At 61.8% G+C, this 17,867-nt stretch carries 18 protein-coding genes; 11 read left to right on the plus strand and 7 right to left on the minus strand.

Annotation, left to right across the window (positions count from 1 at the left end; all coding sequences use genetic code 11):
• The first annotated feature begins 334 nt into the window (after positions 1 to 334).
• From AC6CIG_RS21680 to AC6CIG_RS21690, 3 genes are all read left to right on the plus strand, one after another.
• The gene (locus tag AC6CIG_RS21680) at positions 335 to 874 is read left to right on the plus strand and encodes a hypothetical protein (protein WP_498323760.1); all 540 of its coding nucleotides are present in this window, start codon (positions 335 to 337) and stop codon (positions 872 to 874) included.
• Positions 875 to 938: 64 nt separating this feature from the next.
• Entirely contained in the window at positions 939 to 1,316 is a 378-nt protein-coding gene (locus AC6CIG_RS21685; protein ID WP_498323761.1) for a hypothetical protein, read from the plus strand.
• Positions 1,317 to 1,327: 11 nt separating this feature from the next.
• Positions 1,328 to 1,774 (plus strand): hypothetical protein, encoded by a 447-nt coding sequence (locus tag AC6CIG_RS21690; RefSeq protein ID WP_498323762.1) that lies wholly within the window; start codon positions 1,328 to 1,330, stop codon positions 1,772 to 1,774.
• A 156-nt stretch (positions 1,775 to 1,930) separates the two neighbouring features.
• Here AC6CIG_RS21690 and AC6CIG_RS21695 read toward each other — a convergent pair whose 3' ends face one another.
• Entirely contained in the window at positions 1,931 to 3,745 is a 1,815-nt protein-coding gene (locus tag AC6CIG_RS21695) for an ABC transporter ATP-binding protein (protein ID WP_100670354.1), read from the minus strand.
• 531 nt (positions 3,746 to 4,276) lie between these two features.
• Between AC6CIG_RS21695 and galE the strand changes: the two genes are divergently transcribed.
• Complete coding sequence (gene galE, locus AC6CIG_RS21700; RefSeq protein WP_498323764.1) at positions 4,277 to 5,263, plus strand: UDP-glucose 4-epimerase GalE; 987 nt, start codon at positions 4,277 to 4,279, stop codon at positions 5,261 to 5,263.
• Positions 5,264 to 5,351: 88 nt separating this feature from the next.
• Here the strand turns inward: galE and exoZ are convergent, their stop codons facing one another.
• Genes exoZ through exoY form a run of 4 tightly spaced genes read right to left on the minus strand, consistent with a single transcriptional unit; the run spans position 5,352 to position 9,670 of the window.
• Positions 5,352 to 6,359, minus strand: a complete 1,008-nt coding sequence (gene exoZ, locus AC6CIG_RS21705) for an exopolysaccharide production protein ExoZ (protein ID WP_498323766.1) — start codon at positions 6,357 to 6,359, stop codon at positions 5,352 to 5,354.
• Positions 6,356 to 7,663 carry an O-antigen ligase family protein gene (locus tag AC6CIG_RS21710; RefSeq protein WP_498323768.1) on the minus strand — a complete coding sequence of 436 codons (1,308 nt, stop codon included), beginning with the start codon at positions 7,661 to 7,663 and terminating at the stop codon, positions 6,356 to 6,358. Before AC6CIG_RS21710 ends, exoZ begins: the two co-directional genes overlap by 4 nt.
• A gap of 7 nt (positions 7,664 to 7,670) precedes the next feature.
• Positions 7,671 to 8,936, minus strand: coding sequence for an exopolysaccharide production protein ExoF (exoF, locus tag AC6CIG_RS21715; RefSeq protein ID WP_498323769.1), 1,266 nt, complete (start codon positions 8,934 to 8,936; stop codon positions 7,671 to 7,673).
• A 53-nt stretch (positions 8,937 to 8,989) separates the two neighbouring features.
• Entirely contained in the window at positions 8,990 to 9,670 is a 681-nt protein-coding gene (gene exoY, locus AC6CIG_RS21720) for an exopolysaccharide production protein ExoY (RefSeq protein WP_018097018.1), read from the minus strand.
• Positions 9,671 to 10,440: 770 nt separating this feature from the next.
• Between exoY and exoX the strand changes: the two genes are divergently transcribed.
• Positions 10,441 to 10,737: an exopolysaccharide production repressor ExoX gene (gene exoX, locus AC6CIG_RS21725; RefSeq protein WP_004434938.1), complete on the plus strand. Its 297-nt coding sequence runs from the start codon at positions 10,441 to 10,443 to the stop codon at positions 10,735 to 10,737.
• Between the two features lie 133 nt (positions 10,738 to 10,870).
• The gene (exoU, locus tag AC6CIG_RS21730) at positions 10,871 to 11,899 is read left to right on the plus strand and encodes a succinoglycan biosynthesis glycosyltransferase ExoU (RefSeq protein ID WP_498323771.1); all 1,029 of its coding nucleotides are present in this window, start codon (positions 10,871 to 10,873) and stop codon (positions 11,897 to 11,899) included.
• Here the strand turns inward: exoU and exoV are convergent.
• Together exoV and exoW are read right to left on the minus strand one after the other, a co-directional pair.
• The gene (gene exoV / locus AC6CIG_RS21735) at positions 11,890 to 12,840 is read right to left on the minus strand and encodes a succinoglycan biosynthesis protein ExoV (protein ID WP_338280987.1); all 951 of its coding nucleotides are present in this window, start codon (positions 12,838 to 12,840) and stop codon (positions 11,890 to 11,892) included. The genes exoU and exoV overlap by 10 nt on opposite strands.
• A 114-nt stretch (positions 12,841 to 12,954) precedes the next feature.
• Complete coding sequence (gene exoW, locus AC6CIG_RS21740; RefSeq protein ID WP_498323773.1) at positions 12,955 to 13,914, minus strand: succinoglycan biosynthesis glycosyltransferase ExoW; 960 nt, start codon at positions 13,912 to 13,914, stop codon at positions 12,955 to 12,957.
• Between the two features lie 124 nt (positions 13,915 to 14,038).
• Between exoW and exoT the strand changes: the two genes are divergently transcribed.
• The 5 genes from exoT to AC6CIG_RS21765 all read left to right on the plus strand — a co-directional run bounded on the left by exoT (position 14,039) and on the right by AC6CIG_RS21765 (position 17,703).
• Entirely contained in the window at positions 14,039 to 15,523 is a 1,485-nt protein-coding gene (gene exoT / locus AC6CIG_RS21745; RefSeq protein WP_498323775.1) for a succinoglycan biosynthesis transport protein ExoT, read from the plus strand.
• Positions 15,524 to 15,896: 373 nt separating this feature from the next.
• Entirely contained in the window at positions 15,897 to 16,472 is a 576-nt protein-coding gene (locus AC6CIG_RS21750) for a thermonuclease family protein (RefSeq protein ID WP_498323777.1), read from the plus strand.
• 19 nt (positions 16,473 to 16,491) lie between these two features.
• On the plus strand, positions 16,492 to 16,749 hold the full coding sequence (locus tag AC6CIG_RS21755) for a hypothetical protein (RefSeq protein ID WP_018097026.1): 258 nt from the start codon (positions 16,492 to 16,494) through the stop codon (positions 16,747 to 16,749).
• A 146-nt stretch (positions 16,750 to 16,895) separates the two neighbouring features.
• Positions 16,896 to 17,186, plus strand: coding sequence for a type II toxin-antitoxin system TacA family antitoxin (locus tag AC6CIG_RS21760; RefSeq protein WP_018097027.1), 291 nt, complete (start codon positions 16,896 to 16,898; stop codon positions 17,184 to 17,186).
• On the plus strand, positions 17,179 to 17,703 hold the full coding sequence (locus AC6CIG_RS21765; RefSeq protein ID WP_498323778.1) for a GNAT family N-acetyltransferase: 525 nt from the start codon (positions 17,179 to 17,181) through the stop codon (positions 17,701 to 17,703). Before AC6CIG_RS21760 ends, AC6CIG_RS21765 begins: the two co-directional genes overlap by 8 nt.
• Positions 17,704 to 17,867: the final 164 nt, after the last annotated feature.

Genomic DNA, 17,867 nt, shown 5'->3' on the forward strand with positions numbered 1-17,867 from the left:
AGAGGACTGTTTGTGAATGGCCGACCGGTATGGAAGGAACGGATTGTCCAACGGACAGAGCCACAGGTCTCCCCCCGGGAGCAAGCACTGTCAGTTTGTTGAAAAGGGTTGCCCGAAAACCAAGGGCACAAAACGAACCGCATGCCTGCCCGGTTCCATTCGCAATCGCCGCTCGGACCTATGCACGCGCCGAACCGACAAAGGTCCGATCGGCTTCCAGACTATGTGCCGGCATCCCTTCGGTCCGAAGTCCCAGCCCGGAACACGTTACGCGGGTTTGGGTTGGTAGGCAGGTTGCAGCCTCAAGGACATCAACGTCAGGAAAGGAACTCCAATGCGGTATTTCATCAGGACGGCCCTCGCGGCGGGCCTTCTCGCGGGCACCACCCTCGGCGCGTTCGCGCAGTCGAGTACAACGATCGGCACCGGCGGCACCAGCGCCGGCGGCGGGACCTCAAGCAGCACCGTCGGAACTGGCGGAAGCTCGGCTGGTGGCGGTTGCGATCCGAACACCAGCGATTGCCAGTCCGGCTCTGCATCGACACTGGGAACGGGCGGATCTTCGGCCGGCGGCGGTACGTCAAGCAGCTCGGTCGGGACGGGCGGATCGGCCGCCGGCTCGGGTAGCGCCGGCTCCGCTTCGACCCTTGGCACCGGCGGCTCGTCCGCGGGCAGCGGAAGCTCCAGCAGCTCCGTTGGAACCGGTGGTTCAGCCGCCGGCTCGGGTGGCGGAACATCGGATGAGACCACCGGCAGTGTCCAGGGCGATGAAAACAGCGCCCGCGACGCCGCTCAGGATGATGAGAGCAACAAGAATTGTCCTCCTGGCCTCGCCAAGCAGGACGCCTCAAAGGGCAACAAACCGTCCTGCTGACGTCAACTCGGCTGGCTTCGGAGCGCCCTCCGAAGCCAGCGTTCTTCAAAAAGGAGGAGCTCCGATGACCTCCAGTTCATTTTTAATCCCGGTTGTCACGGCACTGTTCGCGGCTGCTATGGCCGCCCCGGACCATGCCGTGGCGAAAGAGATCAAACTCGACGACGGTTCGACATGCATGGTCATCGAACATGAACAGTCGGAAGGGGGCAGCGTTTCGTCGTCGGTCACAGCCGGTTCTGGCAGCGTATCCTCGTCCACGACGGTTGGCGGCGGCACAGCAGCGAGCGGTGGGTCTGCCAGCAGCAGTTCCGCATCCTCGGCGACGAGCGGATCCTCCGGCGGAGAGAGCTTTGCGATCGCGAGCGTGACCCGCCCCGATGGCACCACCATTACGCGCCGGTCGGATGGAACCTGCGCAATCCTCCAGCCGAAAAAATGAAAGGAGCTGTGATGCTTCGAAGAACGATACTCGCAATTTCCGTCGTGATGTCGGCGTCGGCTGCCTTCGTACCAGCGCACGCTCAGGACTGCGATGTGGCCGGAACTGTCGGATCTGGCGGAAGTGCCGCGGCCGGCGGCACCTCAGCCAGCACGTTGGGAACGGCCGGCACATGCAGAACCGATGACGGAACGACATCGTCGATCGGCGTCGGCGGAAGCGCAGCAACCTCGCAAGGAAAGGCAAAGAGCCAGACGAAGGTAAACGAGAATCCCTCCCAGCTGCAGGGCCAGTCCAAGGCTCAGGCCATGGACAAAGGAACGTTCAGCAAGTCACAGACCAAGACCAAGGTTACGGACGACGGACTGCAGAGCCGGACGAAGACCATGTCCCATGTTCCGGGCGAGCAGCCGACCAAAAGCACGACGAATACGTTGATTCCGTTGCCGCAAGAGTGACTGCGGCATTCGGACCTCAGGCAGGCCCAAGGCCTTGTAACTCGTTGAAAATTGGCGCGGCCCTGCCCGCCGAGCCGTGCGCCTGTCTACACGACCGGTCGATCGCCGCATCTTTGCTCGCAGCGGTCGACCGGCCGTTTGCCCGGGCTTGTGGCCTCATCCCTCGCTGAGAATGAGCCCCTTCGTCAGCTCCAGTGCCTGTCTTTCGAAGAGACTGCGATAGATGCCGCCCTTCACGCGGATGAGTGCCCCGTGATCGCCTTCTTCCGCAATGCGGCCCCGATCGAAGACCAGCAGCCGGTCCAGCGCACGCACCGTGGAAAGCCGGTGTGCGACCACGAGCGTGGTGCGCCCCGTCATCAGTCGCTCCATCGCCTGCTGGATCAGCACCTCGGACTCCGAATCGAGGCTCGACGTCGCCTCGTCCAGGATGAGGATGGGTGCATCCGCCAGGAAGGCGCGGGCAATCGCCACCCGCTGACGCTCGCCGCCGGAGAGCTTCACGCCACGTTCGCCGACCAGCGTCCCATAGCCCTTGGGCAAGGCGGCGATGAAGTCATGCGCGCTGGCAAGCCTTGCCGCCTCCTCGATGTCGCGTTGCGTCGCTCCCGGCCGTGCATAGGCGATATTCTCGGCAAGCGAGCGGTGAAACAGGATCGGCTCCTGCTGCACGATGGCGATCTGCTGGCGCAGCGACGCCTGGGTGAAGTCGGCGATATTCTGTCCGTCGATGCGGATCTCGCCGGCATTCAAATCATGGAGCCGCTGGATCAGCTTGATGAACGTCGTCTTGCCGGAACCGGAATGCCCGACGAGACCGACACGCTCGCCGGCCGCGATATTGACCGAGAATCCCTCGTAAAGGGGTGCGCGATGGGCTCCGTAGTGAAACGTCACGTCGCGGAACTCGATCTCGCCCTCGGTGATGCGGATGGGCTTTGCGCCCGGCCGGTCCTCGACGCCGAGCGGCTGGCCGTGAATGGCGACGAGCTCCTCCATGTCGTTGATCGACCGCTGCAGGTTGCGGATATGCATCCCCACCTCCCGCAGATAACCCTGCAGGATGAAGAACGAGGTGAGCACGAACGTTATGTCGCCTGCGGTCGCCTGCCCTCTCGCCCACAGCAGGAGGGCAAAGCCGATCACGGCCGCGCGCAGGACGAGCAGCATTGCGCCCTGCGCCGTACCGTTGAGCGTGCCGCGCGACCAGGTACGACGCGTCCGGTTCTCCCATTTGCGGAGAACCTTGGCGAGACGCGCGTCCTCGCGCCCTTCCGCACCGAAGGCCTTTACGACGGTATTGCAGCTGACCGCATCGGCGAGCGCCCCGCCAAGCCGTGTGTCCCAGCTGTTGGCAAGGCTCGCCATCGGCGCCACATAGCCGAGCGACAGGGAAACGGTAACGGCGATGAAGGCGATCGAGCCGAGACCGATGATCACACCCATCATCGGCCAGTACCAGGCCATCAGCGCCGTGGACCCGACCAGCATGACGATAGAAGGGAAAAGCGCGACGAGAAGCGTATCGTTCAAGAGATCGAGCGCCCACATGCCGCGCGTCACCTTGCGGACCGTGGAACCGGCGAAGCTGTTGGCATGCCAGTCACTGGAGAACCGCTGGATGTGATGAAAGGCGGCAGCGGCGATATCCGACATCATCTTCAGCGTGAGGCTGACGATACCCATGAAGGTCACATGCCTGAGGATGATGGCACCGAACGACAGGGCCATCAGCATCATGAAGGCCGCCATCGCCGCGTTCCAGGCAACCTCGTCGCTCGCCGCACCTGAAATCACCGCGTCGACCAGCCGGCCGGAGTAGAGCGGCGTAAGCACATCGGCGAGCGTCGAAAGCAGCACGGTTGACAGTAGAGCCGCGAGCCGCACCGGCTGCTTCTTCCAATGGGCCCAGGAGAATCGAAAAACGCTACGGAAGGCGCGATTGCGCGCCGTGAAACGAGTAAATGCCATAGGTGTTGCCCGGTGACGAGCGCACCGGCCTCAATATTTCGAAAGCGTGAAAATGCCGTTGGGGAAGGGGTCAGAACGGCATCAGCGGATCGCCGGCTTCTAAGAAGAAGCGGTGGGGCGATGACAATTCCTGCCTGCTGCGAAGAAGCGCGAACGCTTGCGTCAGAAGGTCAGGATCGTGGATCCGCCCCGTAGGGAGAAGAAAATGCCTGCATCGTAACCTCCCTAATCTGATTGCCGGAGGACCGCTTATAGTTGAGGACGCGGCGCGCGCCAAGCGCCAATATTGTATTTTCCTGCAAGCAGAGCCGGCGTGCTGCAAGTTTGCAACAGTCTGCCGGATCACGCCGCGACATGCGGCCATAGCCTGCGGCATCCGGGATCGAACGTCGGTTCAGTCTGGGGCCCCGCCGCGAAGCTGTTGAAAATGCCGCGATTTTGCAGAACCTTCATAATGTGTTGGAAATTTCGCCGCTATTCATTGCAAAGCCTGCCCTGTCGAATTTCAGAAATCATCCTCAGAGGTTGCCCGTGCAGAACAACAACATTCTCGTGGTCGGCGGCGCCGGCTATATCGGCTCGCATACCTGCCTTCAGCTTGCGGCAAAGGGTTACCAACCCGTCGTTTACGACAACCTCTCCAACGGCCACGAGGAATTCGTCCAATGGGGCGTCCTTGAAAAGGGCGACATCCGTGACCGGCAGCGTCTTGAAGAGGTTCTTGCCCGGCACAAGCCGCGGGCGATCCTGCATTTCGCGGCGATGATCGAGGTGGGCGAGTCGGTCAAGGACCCGGCCGCCTTCTATGAAAACAACGTCATCGGCACGCTGACCCTTTTGTCTGCGGCGCTTGCCGCGGGCATCGATGCCTTCGTCTTCTCATCGACGTGCGCGACCTACGGACTGCCCGACAGCGTACCGATGGACGAGAGCCATAAGCAGGCGCCGATCAATCCCTATGGCCGCACCAAGTGGATCTGCGAGCAGGCGCTGAAGGACTACGATCTCTACAAGGGTCTGCGCTCGGTCATCCTGCGCTATTTCAATGCCGCGGGCGCAGACTTCGAGGGCCGCATCGGCGAATGGCACGAGCCTGAGACCCATGCGATCCCGCTCGCCATCGATGCGGCACTTGGGCGGCGCGAGGGCTTCAAGGTCTTCGGCACCGACTACGACACGCGCGACGGAACGTGCGTCCGCGATTATATCCACGTCCTCGATCTGGCGGATGCCCATGTGCGGGCGGTCGACTATCTCCTGGAGGGTGGCGAGAGCGTCGCACTCAATCTCGGGACCGGCACCGGTACCACGGTGAAGGAGCTGCTGGACGCGATCGAAAAAGTGGCCAAGCGACCGTTCAACATCGGCTACGCCGAGCGCCGGGAGGGCGACTCGACCACGCTTGTCGCCAACAATGACAAGGCGCGTCAGGTTCTCGGCTGGGAGCCGCAATATGATCTCGCGGCGATCACCGAATCGGCCTGGAACTGGCACTCGCGCAGAAATCAGGGCGGCTGATCTTCCCGACCAGCGACCGTGGCTGCCGGAAACGATGGGGGCAGCCCGGTCTTCCAGGTAAACCGTTCGGGCTTTTCCTGGAGGTGCTCTATTCGGCCGCTCGGCGTGCCGGGCCCGCCGTGACACGCCGGGCGCGGCCGCGCCGCAGCAACGGGCGTTCGAGCATCATATAGGCAGCGATCCCTAAGAGCGTTCCCGAAAGAACCCCCGCGAACATCGTTGCGGGCGCGCCGAGCCCGATCGCAAGGCCTGCCTTGGCAACGACCGAAATCGCAAATGTGTGCCAGAGATAGATCGAATAGGAGGCGTCTCCTAGAAGCCCCGGCAGCGGCAGCGCCCGCACGCAGCCGTTCACCTCGAGCGAAAGCACCCCGGTGACGAGCAGAACCGCCAGCGGCCCGGTCGTCAGTTCGTCGAATGGCAGACCGAGCACACCGATGAGAGCGAAGCCGCCGAGCGAGCAGGCGAGCAGCGCAGATCCGACGGCGAGCGGCGGTACCCTGCCCTTCAGCCAGAACTCCCCGATGACCATGCCGGCGACGAATTCCAGAATGACCGGTCGCGTATAGGTCAGCATCACCGGATCGTCGAAGGCGACCACGCGGCCCGCGATCACCAAGGCAAGGAACAGCCCTGTGACGACGGGCAGCCGCCAGTTGCGCGGCATGAACAGCGAGCCCGCGAAGACGGCGTAGAAGAGCATCTCGAAATTGAGCGTCCAGCCCTGCACCAGCACAGGCCAAATCTCTCCACTGCTCGGCGAGCGCGCGGGGACGAAGAACAGCGACGCCAGAACATGTTCCAGTGTCAGCACCAGATTGGGGAACAGACCCGCCAGTGCGCCCGCGACCATCACGGCGGTCGCGAGCCAATAGACCGGCACGATGCGGCGGCAGCGATCGGCGATGAATTCTACGGGGGTCACGGATCGGCGGTCGCTGATGACCCACATGATGAAGCCGCTGATGACGAAGAAAACATCGACGCCGGCGGCTCCGATCGTGAAATGATGGCCTGTCTTTTCCGCAGCATGGAAGAGCACGACGGCGATTGCCGCAGCCGCGCGAAGATATTGAATGCCGTAGATCGTCTTCAATGGCCGTCTCCCGGCCGCGGCATCATCGGGCCGAAAGACCGCCCGTATGGCGCCGGATGGAATCCTGCCGGCCAGAGCAGGGTCGCTGCCTGCCGGCGACGCGGTATCGTCAGTTTCCCCGCCGTGAAGTACAAAAGGAAGGATCCGACGTGGTAGGGAGTGAGTATATCGATTTCGACGAAGGCACGAACGAAGAGCAGCGCGCCGACACCGAAGAGCACCATCGCCTCCGGATCGCGATCCTCCGCGAGCAGGCGCTTCAACTGGCCGACGAGCGCTATGACCAGCACCATGGTAAGCAGGATCAGGCCGACCAGGCCCGTCTCCACGACCGCTTCGATAAAGGTGTTGTGGAAATGGAACCCGGCGCGCGAACCGATATAGAACTCCTCCCATAGCCGCTCGGCCTCGGAGAAGCCCTGCACCCAATAGGCCTGGTAGCCGACGCCGAAGAGCGGCGACGCCTTCGCCGCCTCGATGCCCTGCTGCCAGAGATAGGTGCGCCCGGTGAGCGTGGAATCTTTGCCGAAGGCGCCGAGGATCAGATCGACGCCGCCGGCATAGATCATCGCGACGGCGGCAACGCCGCCGAACACCGACGCGGCAATGAAGAGGAGCTTCCTGCTCGCGGGACGCAAGGCCGTGATCGCCCGCATCCCGATGCAAAGACCGATGACGGCCGCGGTCGTCAACACGGAGGTCGCCGATTGCGACGTCAGCAGGCAATAGGCGGCAAGCAATCCGGCAACCCCTGCCGCGCCCATCCATAGGCCCTTTTCCCCGAGCACAAAGACGGCCGCGAAGGCGAAGTAGATGCCGAGCGAGGCGTAGAAGCCCAACTGGTTCTTCGACGCGAATGCGCCAACGAAGCTGTAGGTGCCGTCCAGCGGGTCGTAATGATAGGTACCGAAGAGCAGCGAATAGAGGAGCACGATTGCGGCGCCCGCAATCATGCCGCGCGTCAGCGTGCGGATGTCGATCGTGCGCATTGCGATGAGCGCGCAGACGACATGGCTCAGATACTGTATTCCGGTGCGCAGCGACAAGGACGGGGCCGCAGACCAGAAGATCGAAATGCAGGCGAAGATGGTGAAGGCGAATATCCAGAGATAGCTGGCGTAGTTGCCGAGAACCTTTCGGTAGTCCACGAGGACGAGCGGCAGCCACAGGCCATAATAGGCGAGGATAGAAACCTGTCCGAAGCGCGCCGAATAGGCAAAGACGAAGAGCGACAAGGCCAAGGCGAAGATGCCGTAGACTTCATTCGCTCCAGGTCTGACAAGGCTCGCCTTGGATATCCTCATGCCTGCCTCACCGCATTGCCAGTGCCGTATTCACCTTGATGACATCGCCGGGCAGCACGGGTGTGTTCTCCTCGGCGGCGATTTCGGTCGGCTTGCCGTCCTTGTCGCGAATGATCGAATAGGTAATCTCGGCGGCCTGATCTTCGAGCTGGGCGGCATCCGCCGACTGCAGCAGCGCCTCGGTCATGAGATCCCGGCTGGTGCCGAGCTTCAACGTCAGCGTGTCCAGCTCGGCTTCGGTGTTCTGCAATTCCTGAGCGAGCTGAGCATCCCAGTCGTTGCGGAGATTCGTTTCGTCCTGCGCCGCCTTGCTCGCATCCTGCTTTGCCTTGAGGGATGCGGTGTCGATGTCCAGCAGCGACGCCTGAACGTCCGCGACCCGCTGCTCGAGGGACAGTTTGCGCTGGCTGAGCGCCAGCCCTTTTTCGGCAAGACTGTCGACCTTGTCGCGATCCTCGGTGGCAAGTTCGAGCTGGCGCGCCTGCGTTTCGGCTTTCTTTGCGAGCGCTTCTATCTCGCTTTGAAGAAGGGACCTCAGATCGGCAAGCGCATCGAGCTGACGCTTCTGGCGCTTGTCACGCGATTCCATAAGCGCGGTCTCGCTGGCGAGCAGCTTGTCGGCGTCCGGAACGTTCTTGAGCTCCTCGGGCATGGGGATTGTGTCGCGCTTGCCGATTTCGGCAAGCAGTCGCGCGCGGCGAATGAGCAGGCGGCTGCGCTCCGCAACCTGCACCGCGGATTCCCCGCTGGCATTTATGTAGTCGCGCGCGAATCGCTGGCCGTTATCCGCCCGCCGCAGCCCTCCCCCGAGACTGACGGCCTTCAAGACCGTCAAGTTGGGAGCATAGGGGTATTCTCCGGGCGTCTGCACCTCGCCGGAGAGATAGATCGGACGATATTGCGCCATCTCCACCGACGCGGATGGGCGATCCCTGAGGCCGAAAAGCTTCTGCATCTTGACGCCGATCTCTTCGGCCACCTCCGACGTCGTCTTGCCGGAGGCAGGCAGATCGCCGACGAAGGGCAGGGAAAGGTTGCCGGATGGGCCCACCGTATAGTCGCCGCTGACGGCAGACCAGTCGCGGACCGTTCCTTCGGCGGTTTGCCACTCGGCCACGCGAACCCGAAGCTTGTCCATGACGCCGAGCCGGTATTCATCGGCCGACGCCAGCGACGCCCCTGAGGCTGCGAGTGCAGCAAGGAGCGCCAGGCGGGTAAAACAGGAAGCCATGCGGGAACCAGCGGATTTCGCTGATCGTCTATTCGATTGCATTTTTGGATATTTCCGTTGCTCGACGTTGCCCGTGCCGGGCCGGCGCCAAGATTTCAGTAGCTGCCGCGGGAGAGGCAGACGGCAGGGATCGTCTTGAAGACAATGACAAGGTCGGCGAAAAGCGACCAGTTCTGGACATATTGCGTGTCGAAAGCGACGCGCGTGGCGTAGGAGACGTCGTTGCGGCCGCTGATCTGCCAGAGCCCCGTCAGGCCGGGACGCGAGCGCAGATAAAACACGGCGGCCGAATCATAGAGTTCGAGTTCGTCTTCGACCACCGGACGGGGGCCGACGACGCTCATTTCACCGCGAATGATGTTGAGGAGCTGCGGCAACTCGTCGAGGCTGAGCTTACGCAGGACTGTCCCGACAACGGTCACACGCGGATCGTTCTGAAGCTTGCGGGTCGTACGCCATTCTTCATAAGCATCGGGATTGTTCCTGAAAAACTCTTCCAGGACCTGGTCGCCCCTTTCCATCATCGTACGGAATTTCAGGCACTTGAAGGATTGGCCGTTGTGACCGATTCGGCGATGGCCATAAAAGACGCTGCCGCCGTCCGAGAACTTGACGAGGGCCATAATGAGCAAAAAGAGCGGGCTGAAGAGAAGGAGGGCCACGGAGGCGGCAAGAATGTCGAAACTGCGTTTTGCCATGCCCCCGATCGGTCGGACTGCCCCGGTTTCCTCGGGGATAAAAAACGGCGAACTGGCCGAGCGAGTCGCGGACTTCATAGAGGTGACTCCATTTACGTTGGCGATTGTCGGTCCCGTGGGACGCGGGCTCATCTAACGTGAGTGTGTGGTCAGAATTTGTTTTTTGAAGGCGGAATGATGGCAGCCCGCCGGCGCCCGTCCCCCAGAGGGTTCAGGGCAGCTAAAGTCGCGAAATATTACGAAGAGTTAATTTTGGAGAGCGCAAATCAGGGTTAGGATAGTTCCCCGTGGCATCGCACACCGGAAACATCATCGAGGGCTAGTTATTTCGGATTATAAAGTATTGTTAATAGACGCATCATTCTGCACTGGCGGACAGCGGACCACTGGCGCACGAAATTGACGCGCGGCAACTTTCCTCGACAGTTGTTGCATCGCAACATTTTATTGCGGCGCACAGTTGCTCGGGCTGCCCGCCCAAACAGGTGTAACAAAAGTTGATTGGAAAAAAGGGCCGGCCACACGCCCTCAGAGGCAGCGTGCAAGACAGTTTTACGAAAGGCCCTGCAATTTTAGGGGCACGACGACCGCGTTCGCTCCGCATCCATTTCACGCGGCAAACTGCCCTCGAAATGGGGAACTTATCCGCGATCACACCCGTTTGAATTGTGCGAAATGGAGCCAATGCTTAAAGACGGCGGAAAGATTTCCGATGTATGCTCGACTGCAACAAAGTAGCGTTTCCCGGTTGAAGAGAAAAGCGGGCGCTAATATAGTGGCTGGGCAGGAGGAGAGGGCAACAACTCTAATGAGGTTCCCAATCGCAGACCCGAAGGTAGGTTAGCGCCATGTTCGCACCGCGTGTTTTTCTGAGCATGATCGGCGCGTTGGCGGCTTTTGCCGTTGCAACTTATTACCTCAACGGATCGCTCGCCTCGACGGCGATTCAGACCCTGATCTGCGCAGTCCTTATTCAGGTCGGCTACTTCGTCGCCGTTCTTTTCCTCGTATGGAAAGAGGCACGGGAGCGCCGCAGGCTTTCTTCTCAGAAGCAGTTCGTGACGGCCGAAGCCGCCAACGATGAGAAGCAACCGGGGAAGGTCTCGTTGCGCAGACTGAACCGGCCTCATCATCTCAATTCCTGAGCGGCTGACACTGCTCTCCTTCGCACTTGCAAAAAGTTTTTCGCCTGACGCGTTTGCGACATGATCGCGCGGCATGGTTCGGCACCTTCGCGCCCTTGAGGCGCGGCAGCCGATAACTTGCTGGAGGCCTCACATGACCGCAGCCGCGCCGACGGACGTCTGCATCATCATTGCCGCAAAGAACGCCGCCGACACCATTGCGTGCGCCATCGCTTCGGCGCTTGCCGAACCGGAGGCGTCAGAAGTCGTCGTCATCGATGACGGCTCGACCGATGATACCGCTTCGGTGGCACGCGCTGCGGATGACGGAACGGGGCGGCTGAATGTCGTTCGCTTCGAAGAAAACCGCGGCCCCGCGGCCGCGCGCAATCATGCGATTGCGATCTCGCATTCTCCGCTTATCGGCGTGCTCGACGCGGATGACTTCTTCTTTCCGGGACGTCTGGGCCAATTGCTTTCGCAGGACGGCTGGGACTTCGTCGCCGACAACATCGCCTTCATCGATGCCGCGCAGGCGGCAAACGCGCATGGCAGGATCGACCGATTCGACCCTACTCCCCGGCTCATCGATCTTGTCGGCTTCGTCGAAGGAAACATCTCGCGGCGCGGCTTGCGGCGCGGCGAAATCGGCTTTCTGAAGCCGCTGATGCGGCGCGCCTTCCTCGACCAGCACGGCCTGCGCTACAACGAGACGCTGCGCCTCGGCGAAGACTACGATCTATACGCTCGCGCGCTCGCCAATGGCGCACGCTACAAGATCATCCACAGTTGCGGCTATGCCGCCGTCGTCCGCGGCAACTCGCTGAGCGGCAGTCACCGGACGATCGACCTCAAGCGTCTCTATGAGGCGGACCGTGCAATTCTCGCAGGGAGCCGACTGAGCAGCGACGGGGAAGCGGCGGTCCGCCGGCATGAGCGGCACATTCGCGACCGCTACGAACTACGGCATTTTCTCGATCTCAAGAACGAGCAGGGCTTTGGTCGTGCAATCGGCTACGCCCTGACCCATCCGGCCGCACTGCCGGCGATCGTTGGCGGAATTCTTGCGGACAAGACCGAACGTTTTCGTCCGTCCGGTTCGCCCGCGCCCCTCGCTCTCGGTGGAAAGGGCGAAGTGCGCTATCTGCTCGAGACTCTCGCCGTGGATCACCCTCAAAAATAATCCCGGCGTATGCCGTCGAGCACCGTGCGGAAGCGCTCCTTGCGCTCTGCCAGCGCACTGTCCCTGCTCAATTGCGGCGCCGCCCGGCTTGCCTGCCACAGCGCCAGCGTCGCCGGCGCAGCGAGCGCTCGCTTGGCGGCAGCGCGCAATGACGTCTGGCGTGGCTCACGCTCGGCGACGGCCAGGTCTCCGTCAATCTGCCGGCGGTTCGGGTCCTCCGGCTGCGGCTCCTTCGCCTGGAAACCCATGCCCCAGAAACGGGCACCCTTGATCATGGCTTCCGCCCGCGTCGACACCGGCACCCGCCGGGGGCGGTAGGTGACACCGAGGGTCTGGGCCCAGTCGTTCCACTTGAAACTGTTGATGCTGTGCGACGTACTGACCGCGGTCCAGGGAACGCGGAACGCGTCGGCCAGGATGGCGCCGTGCATGGATTCGGCGACGATAAGCTCCGACTGCCCGATCTTTCGGATGACGTCCTTGGCCTCGCCACGCGGGTCGATATAGTTGAGACCGACCGCGTCGCAGATCGCCGGCCACAATCCGGCGATCGCCGATTCCCAGTGTGGTACGAAGCTTCTTTTATAGATCTTTCGAAGGTCTTGGAACTCCGGAAGGTCAGCGACCATCACCGCAGGATCGATGATGCCGAGCTCGGGAGCCACGCCGACCTTCGCAGCCGTCAGCGGGCCACGGACCGAGCGGATATCCCACTCCTTAGGGTCGCTCATGTCGGGAAGCGTGCCGTAGCCGAAACCGCTGCCGATGACGAGCTTATGGGTAGCCTCGGGCAGCAGAGCGCGGTTCAAGACCGTCCCGACCCCCACGAGCAGCGTCTCCGGATGGACTTCGCGAAAACCGGGCAGCAGGAAATCCCAAAGCCACAGGTTGAGGTCGTCACCAAAATTTCCGTGCTGGGATTCCCAATAATACGGCTTCATGACCGTCTCCGTTTGTAATGTGAGGCGACCCGACACGCGCCGCGGCAAATGTCGTCGCTTGATTTCCGGGTGTTGTCAGCGCAAGCAGCGCGTGCCCGATCGGGCCGAAGGAAGTTAGCGGGATAGTTTTCCAACCGCCAATTCGGCGGCGCTGCCGATCAATCGCGGGTCTCGCCAGAGCCAGCGGGCAAGCAGATCGAATTGCGGCAGTTTCCTGCGCTTTATCCGGCGTGCCTGGCTCCATAGCGCCTGCCGCCGCGCCGTATGCTTGTAGGATCGGATCGCCTCCATCGCCTTTGGCCGGTTACGATATCGGCCTTCGAGCGTGTCGAGTGCAACCCAGGTGTTGAACTGCTGCTTCAGGAACTGCGGCGAGTCGTTATCGATCGAATGAAAGATGTTGAGCCCTTCGCCGCGCACCGCGCCCGCTGCATCGCAAAGAACGACGCGCTTGGATGCGAGCACGCAGTCGCAGAAGAAGAGCACGTCCTCGGCCGCAAGCTTGAGCGTGGCCTCGAAACGCACCTTTTCGAAGAGCTTGCGCCCGATCACCATGCAGGACATGTGGAGAAAGCTCCAGTTCTTCAGCATGACGTCCTGAAGCTCGGGGAGCTCGACGACGAGCGGGCTTTCCGAGAGGCGCGTGACCGTCTCGCTCTTTTCGAGATCCGCGACCCCGAAATGATAGTAGAAGGCGTCGCCGCCCGTGATCGAGGCCCAATAGCAGTCGGCGTCGAAACGCGTCATGCTTTGATAGGCGTTCAGGAGATGATCCGGCCTCCAGACGTCGTCGGAATCGAGGAAAGCGACGAAGTCGCTGTCGGCAGGAACATTATCGAGACCGGTATTGCGCGCGCCACCCGGCCCGCCGTTGGGCTGACGGATGACGGTGATGCGCTCCCTTTTTTCCTGGGCGAGCCCGGCAAGCTCGTCCGCTATCGGATAGGGGGATTCGTCGTCGATCACGAGAACGTGGAAATCCTCGAGCGTCTGAGCAAAAACGGATGCCAGCGCGCGCCGGAGAATTCCGGGTTCCTTCTGGTAGTACGGAATGACAACTGTGAGCTTCGCCATCTTTTCGCCCCTGCGGTTTCTCTAAAAAGAGTCTGCGTGGTCTCCTCCCACCGGGTCGCGGCCGTATATCTAGAGTCTGTCCTTTGCATTCCTCCTTCAAAGGACTTTCACGGAATCCTCGCCAATGACCCCAACCGTTAACGCAAAAACCGTAACGCGCAACGTCGGCTGGAGCGTTCTTTCCAAGACAGGGACATTCGGGCTTAAATTTGTCACGGTGCCGATTCTGGCCCGCATTCTGTCTCCCGAGGAGTTCGGCGCCGTCGCCGTTGCGCTCACCGTGGTGCAGTTCCTCGCCATGATCGGCGGCGCCGGCCTCACCTCCGCACTCGTCATCCAGCAGGATGAGGAGATGGAAACCGTGCACTCGGTTTTCTGGGCAAACCTCGCCATCGCGCTCATGATGGCGCTCGGACTGTTCGTTTTTGCCGAGCCTCTGGCCACGCTGCTCGGCGCGCCGGAGGCTGCCTACCTGCTAAGGATCATGAGCCTGCTGATCCCGCTGCAGCTAGGCGGCGACGTCGCCTATTCGCTGCTTGTCCGGAGGATGAATTTCCGCAAGGACGCCGTCTGGAGCATGATCTCCGAATCGCTCGGTGCCGTTATTGCCGTCCTTCTGGCGCTGCTCGGTTTCGGCATATGGTCGCTGCTCGCCCAGCTTTTCGTCTCGGCGCTGGTGCGCCTGTCCGGCCTCTATGCCGTTTCCCGCTATGCACCGCGCTTCGTATTCTCGCTGCAACGCGTCCTGGCGCTCAGCCGCTTCAGTTTCGGCATGATGGGTTCCGAGATCGCGAACTTCATCACCTTCCAATCCCCGATGGTCGTCATCTCCCGCTATCTCGGGCTGTCCGATGCCGGCGCCTATTCGGCGGCGAATCGGTTCGCGAGCATCCCGAACCAGGTCGTCCTCTCCGCCGTCATGGGTGTGCTGTTCCCAACCTTCGGCCAGATGATGCATGATCGCGAGCGGCGTTCACAGGCGCTGATGCTCAGCACTCAGGTGACCACCGTCCTGCTGGCGCCGATGATGTTCGGCCTCTGGGCACTTGCCGAGCCGGCGATGCTCGTACTTTTCGGGAGCCAATGGGCCTTTGCCTGGCCGGTCCTCGGACTTCTCGCGCTATCGAAAGGGATTCTCACCCCCTGCAGCACGTTCATCCCCTATCTGAAGGGGGTCGGCCAGGGAGCCGTCCTGTTCTGGTGGGCACTGATTCGCGCGATTGCGACAACGGGTGCGGTCGCCTACGGAGCCATCGACGGCTCGCTGGTCGAGGCGATGATCTGGCTGTGCATCGTCAATGCCGTAACGCTTGTCGGATACTCCTGGGTGGTGTTTCGTGCCGACAGCACGCCCTTCGTCAAGGGCTTGTTCCTATCCAGCCGGCCGATGATCGCGGCGCTGCTGATGGCGCTCGTCGTCCGTTTCCTGCTCGAGCGTTTCGGCGCCCATGTGCCGAACGCCGTTCTGCAATTGGTCGCCGGAACGGTCATCGGCACCGTCATCTACACGGTTCTGATCCTTCTGACGGAGCGATCGCTGTTGCGGAGGCTCCTGGAAATGGCACGAGCACGCAAGCCGAGAGCCGCTCCCGCAGCAGCCGCCGAATAGTCAGACGTGCCCGACTGTGGAGAAAAAGGGACGGGTCGTCCCGCCCTTTTGTCACCAACGGGGCGCGGCCGCGGGAACGGTTTGCGGTACGCCGCGTTACAGTTCGACGGCAACAACATGGATGGTCGAGATGAAAGGCATTATCCTTTGGTTGATGGGCGTTCCCCTCATCGTCATTATCCTGCTCTATATGTTCGTCTTCTGACCGCGCGGTATCGCGAATCATCCGCCTGACGAGCAAAGTCGCGCGACTGCACGCGCTCAGTCACGTCGTTATGCACGCCGCGGTGGCATTCACCCATAGTTTTGAAGGATGTGAATGGCACCCACCTGGGTTAGCCTGTTCGGGTATTTCGGCTGAACGGGGATGGGCATGATCGGCATCAAGAGCGCTGTAGCTGCCGGCGCCAGGCGCGCGCCGCACTCGGCACCACGGGTCTCTGCCGGGGCGCGGGCGCTCGGCGCCGCTCTGGCGGCGCTTCTGATGACCCATAACGCCGAGGCCGCAGATCCGATCATTGGTCAAGCCTCGGTGATCGACGGAGATACTATTGAAATCGCGGGCGAACGCGTCCAACTTAACAGTGTGGACGCGCCGGAAGAGTGGCAGGTCTGCCTCGATGAAAGAGGAGCAGATTATCGGTGCGGCAAGGAATCGGCCTCGGCCCTGGATGCATTCTTGTCGGCATCCCGTCCGACCCGCTGCGAGTTTGCCGGACGGGATCGTTACGGCCGCTTCGTCGGAACGTGTTTCCGGGCCGATGGCAAGGACGTGAACCGCTGGCTGATCGAGTCCGGCAATGCAGTCGATCGCGACACGGACAACAAAGGCCTCTATGCATCCGCGCAGCAAACTGCCAAATCAAACGGTGCTGGAATCTGGCGCGCACAGCCCGAACATGCCTGCGCGGCGCGCGTCGGCCGCGTAAACCGAAAGCCGAATTGTTGAAGGCTGCAAACGAGAGCCAATGATCTTAGAATTCTGGATACTGTGCGCCATTGTGACCGCCGTCGTCGCGGCGGTCCGAGGCGGCCATAGTCTGCTCTGGCTGCTCATCGGCTGTCTTCTCGGGCCGATCGGTGTTCTGGCGGCGATCTTCGTGCCTTCGCTCAAATCGAAGGACCCTTTGGTTGCGGCAAAACGCCAGAGCGAGGTTGACGAGCTGGCGAAGCCGCTTCGCGAAGGCGACACCAAGACCGTCTCCGCAAAGCCGAAGGATCGCTGAATCCCGATAATTTCAGGTCGGACCGTGCGCCCTTGGAGCGACCTATGGCCTGGCTCTGCCGACTGCACGGGCTAGGGCCGTTGAGCGTCATCTTGATATTCTTCTATGGTACGGCTATTATCCGTACGTATAGAACGGAGATCGTTATGGCCCAGATGCAAGCTAATCGTGACGACCGCATCGAACTGCGCACCACGCGCGACGAAAAGCGGCTTCTCACCGCCGCCGCCGCCCATGAGCGGCTGGACGTAACCAGCTTCATCATGCGCGCTGTCCTGCCGGCCGCGCGCGAGGTGGTTGAGAACGCGGAACGTATTTCGCTGTCGGAGCGGGATTCCCTGCGCGTGCTCGATCTTCTGGAAAATCCGCCGGCCCCGACGCCGGCTCTGCTCGCCGCAGCCCGCCGCCGTATCGCACGAGACGGCAAGAGTGCTTGACTGGCGGGAGGAACCTATCGGACGCCACCATGACCGCAAGGCGTTCGATTGCGGCACGCCGGAACTGAACGAGTATCTGCGCCGGCACGCCCGTCAGAACCACGAAGGCGGCGGCTCCAAGACCTTCGTGGCGGTGGCTCCAACCGCGCCCGAAACCATACTCGGCTACTATTCAATCAGCCCCGCTTCGATTGTCTTCGCAAAAATCCCCGCCTCCCTGACGAAAGGGCTGGGCCGCTACGAGGTCGCCGTGTATCGGCTTGCCCGTCTGGCGGTGGCGCTTCCGCTGCAGGGTCGGGGGCTTGGCGGCGATCTTTTGCTGGCAGCCGGTGCGCGAGCGCTTGCCGTTGCCGCGCAGGTCGGCGGGGTGGCGCTTGCCATCGACGCCAAGGACGAGAAGGCGGCGTGCTGGTACGAGCGTTTCGGCGCAATGCCGCTGCTCGACAGCAGCCCCCTTAGCCTGATCCTGCCATTCAAGACCATCATCGACGCTCTGGATGCCGCGCAGGGCGAATAGCCGATCAGAAAAGGACAACGAGACCGTCTCCGCAAAGCCAAAGGATCGCTGAATCCCGATAACGACCTATGGCCTAGCTCTGCCAACTGCACGGCCCTCAGGCCTGTTGAGATCGAATACCCGCCGCCGCTTGTTGAATTCCTCATTCCTGCGCTTGTCACAGG

The organism is Sinorhizobium sp. GQ132, from assembly GCF_059758575.1.

Bases quoted from the DNA above. Each gene is read 5' to 3' on its own strand.
- AC6CIG_RS21680 (WP_498323760.1), top strand. From the start codon at position 335: ATGCGGTATTTCATCAGGACGGCCCTCGCGGCGGGCCTTCTCGCGGGC.
- AC6CIG_RS21685 (WP_498323761.1), top strand. From the start codon at position 939: ATGACCTCCAGTTCATTTTTAATCCCGGTTGTCACGGCACTGTTCGCG.
- AC6CIG_RS21690 (WP_498323762.1), top strand. From the start codon at position 1,328: ATGCTTCGAAGAACGATACTCGCAATTTCCGTCGTGATGTCGGCGTCG.
- AC6CIG_RS21695 (WP_100670354.1), bottom strand. From the start codon at position 3,745: ATGGCATTTACTCGTTTCACGGCGCGCAATCGCGCCTTCCGTAGCGTT.
- AC6CIG_RS21710 (WP_498323768.1), bottom strand. From the start codon at position 7,663: ATGAGGATATCCAAGGCGAGCCTTGTCAGACCTGGAGCGAATGAAGTC.
- exoF (WP_498323769.1), bottom strand. From the start codon at position 8,936: ATGCAATCGAATAGACGATCAGCGAAATCCGCTGGTTCCCGCATGGCT.
- exoY (WP_018097018.1), bottom strand. From the start codon at position 9,670: ATGAAGTCCGCGACTCGCTCGGCCAGTTCGCCGTTTTTTATCCCCGAG.
- exoX (WP_004434938.1), top strand. From the start codon at position 10,441: ATGTTCGCACCGCGTGTTTTTCTGAGCATGATCGGCGCGTTGGCGGCT.
- exoU (WP_498323771.1), top strand. From the start codon at position 10,871: ATGACCGCAGCCGCGCCGACGGACGTCTGCATCATCATTGCCGCAAAG.
- exoV (WP_338280987.1), bottom strand. From the start codon at position 12,840: ATGAAGCCGTATTATTGGGAATCCCAGCACGGAAATTTTGGTGACGAC.
- exoW (WP_498323773.1), bottom strand. From the start codon at position 13,914: ATGGCGAAGCTCACAGTTGTCATTCCGTACTACCAGAAGGAACCCGGA.
- exoT (WP_498323775.1), top strand. From the start codon at position 14,039: ATGACCCCAACCGTTAACGCAAAAACCGTAACGCGCAACGTCGGCTGG.
- AC6CIG_RS21750 (WP_498323777.1), top strand. From the start codon at position 15,897: ATGATCGGCATCAAGAGCGCTGTAGCTGCCGGCGCCAGGCGCGCGCCG.
- AC6CIG_RS21755 (WP_018097026.1), top strand. From the start codon at position 16,492: ATGATCTTAGAATTCTGGATACTGTGCGCCATTGTGACCGCCGTCGTC.
- AC6CIG_RS21760 (WP_018097027.1), top strand. From the start codon at position 16,896: ATGGCCCAGATGCAAGCTAATCGTGACGACCGCATCGAACTGCGCACC.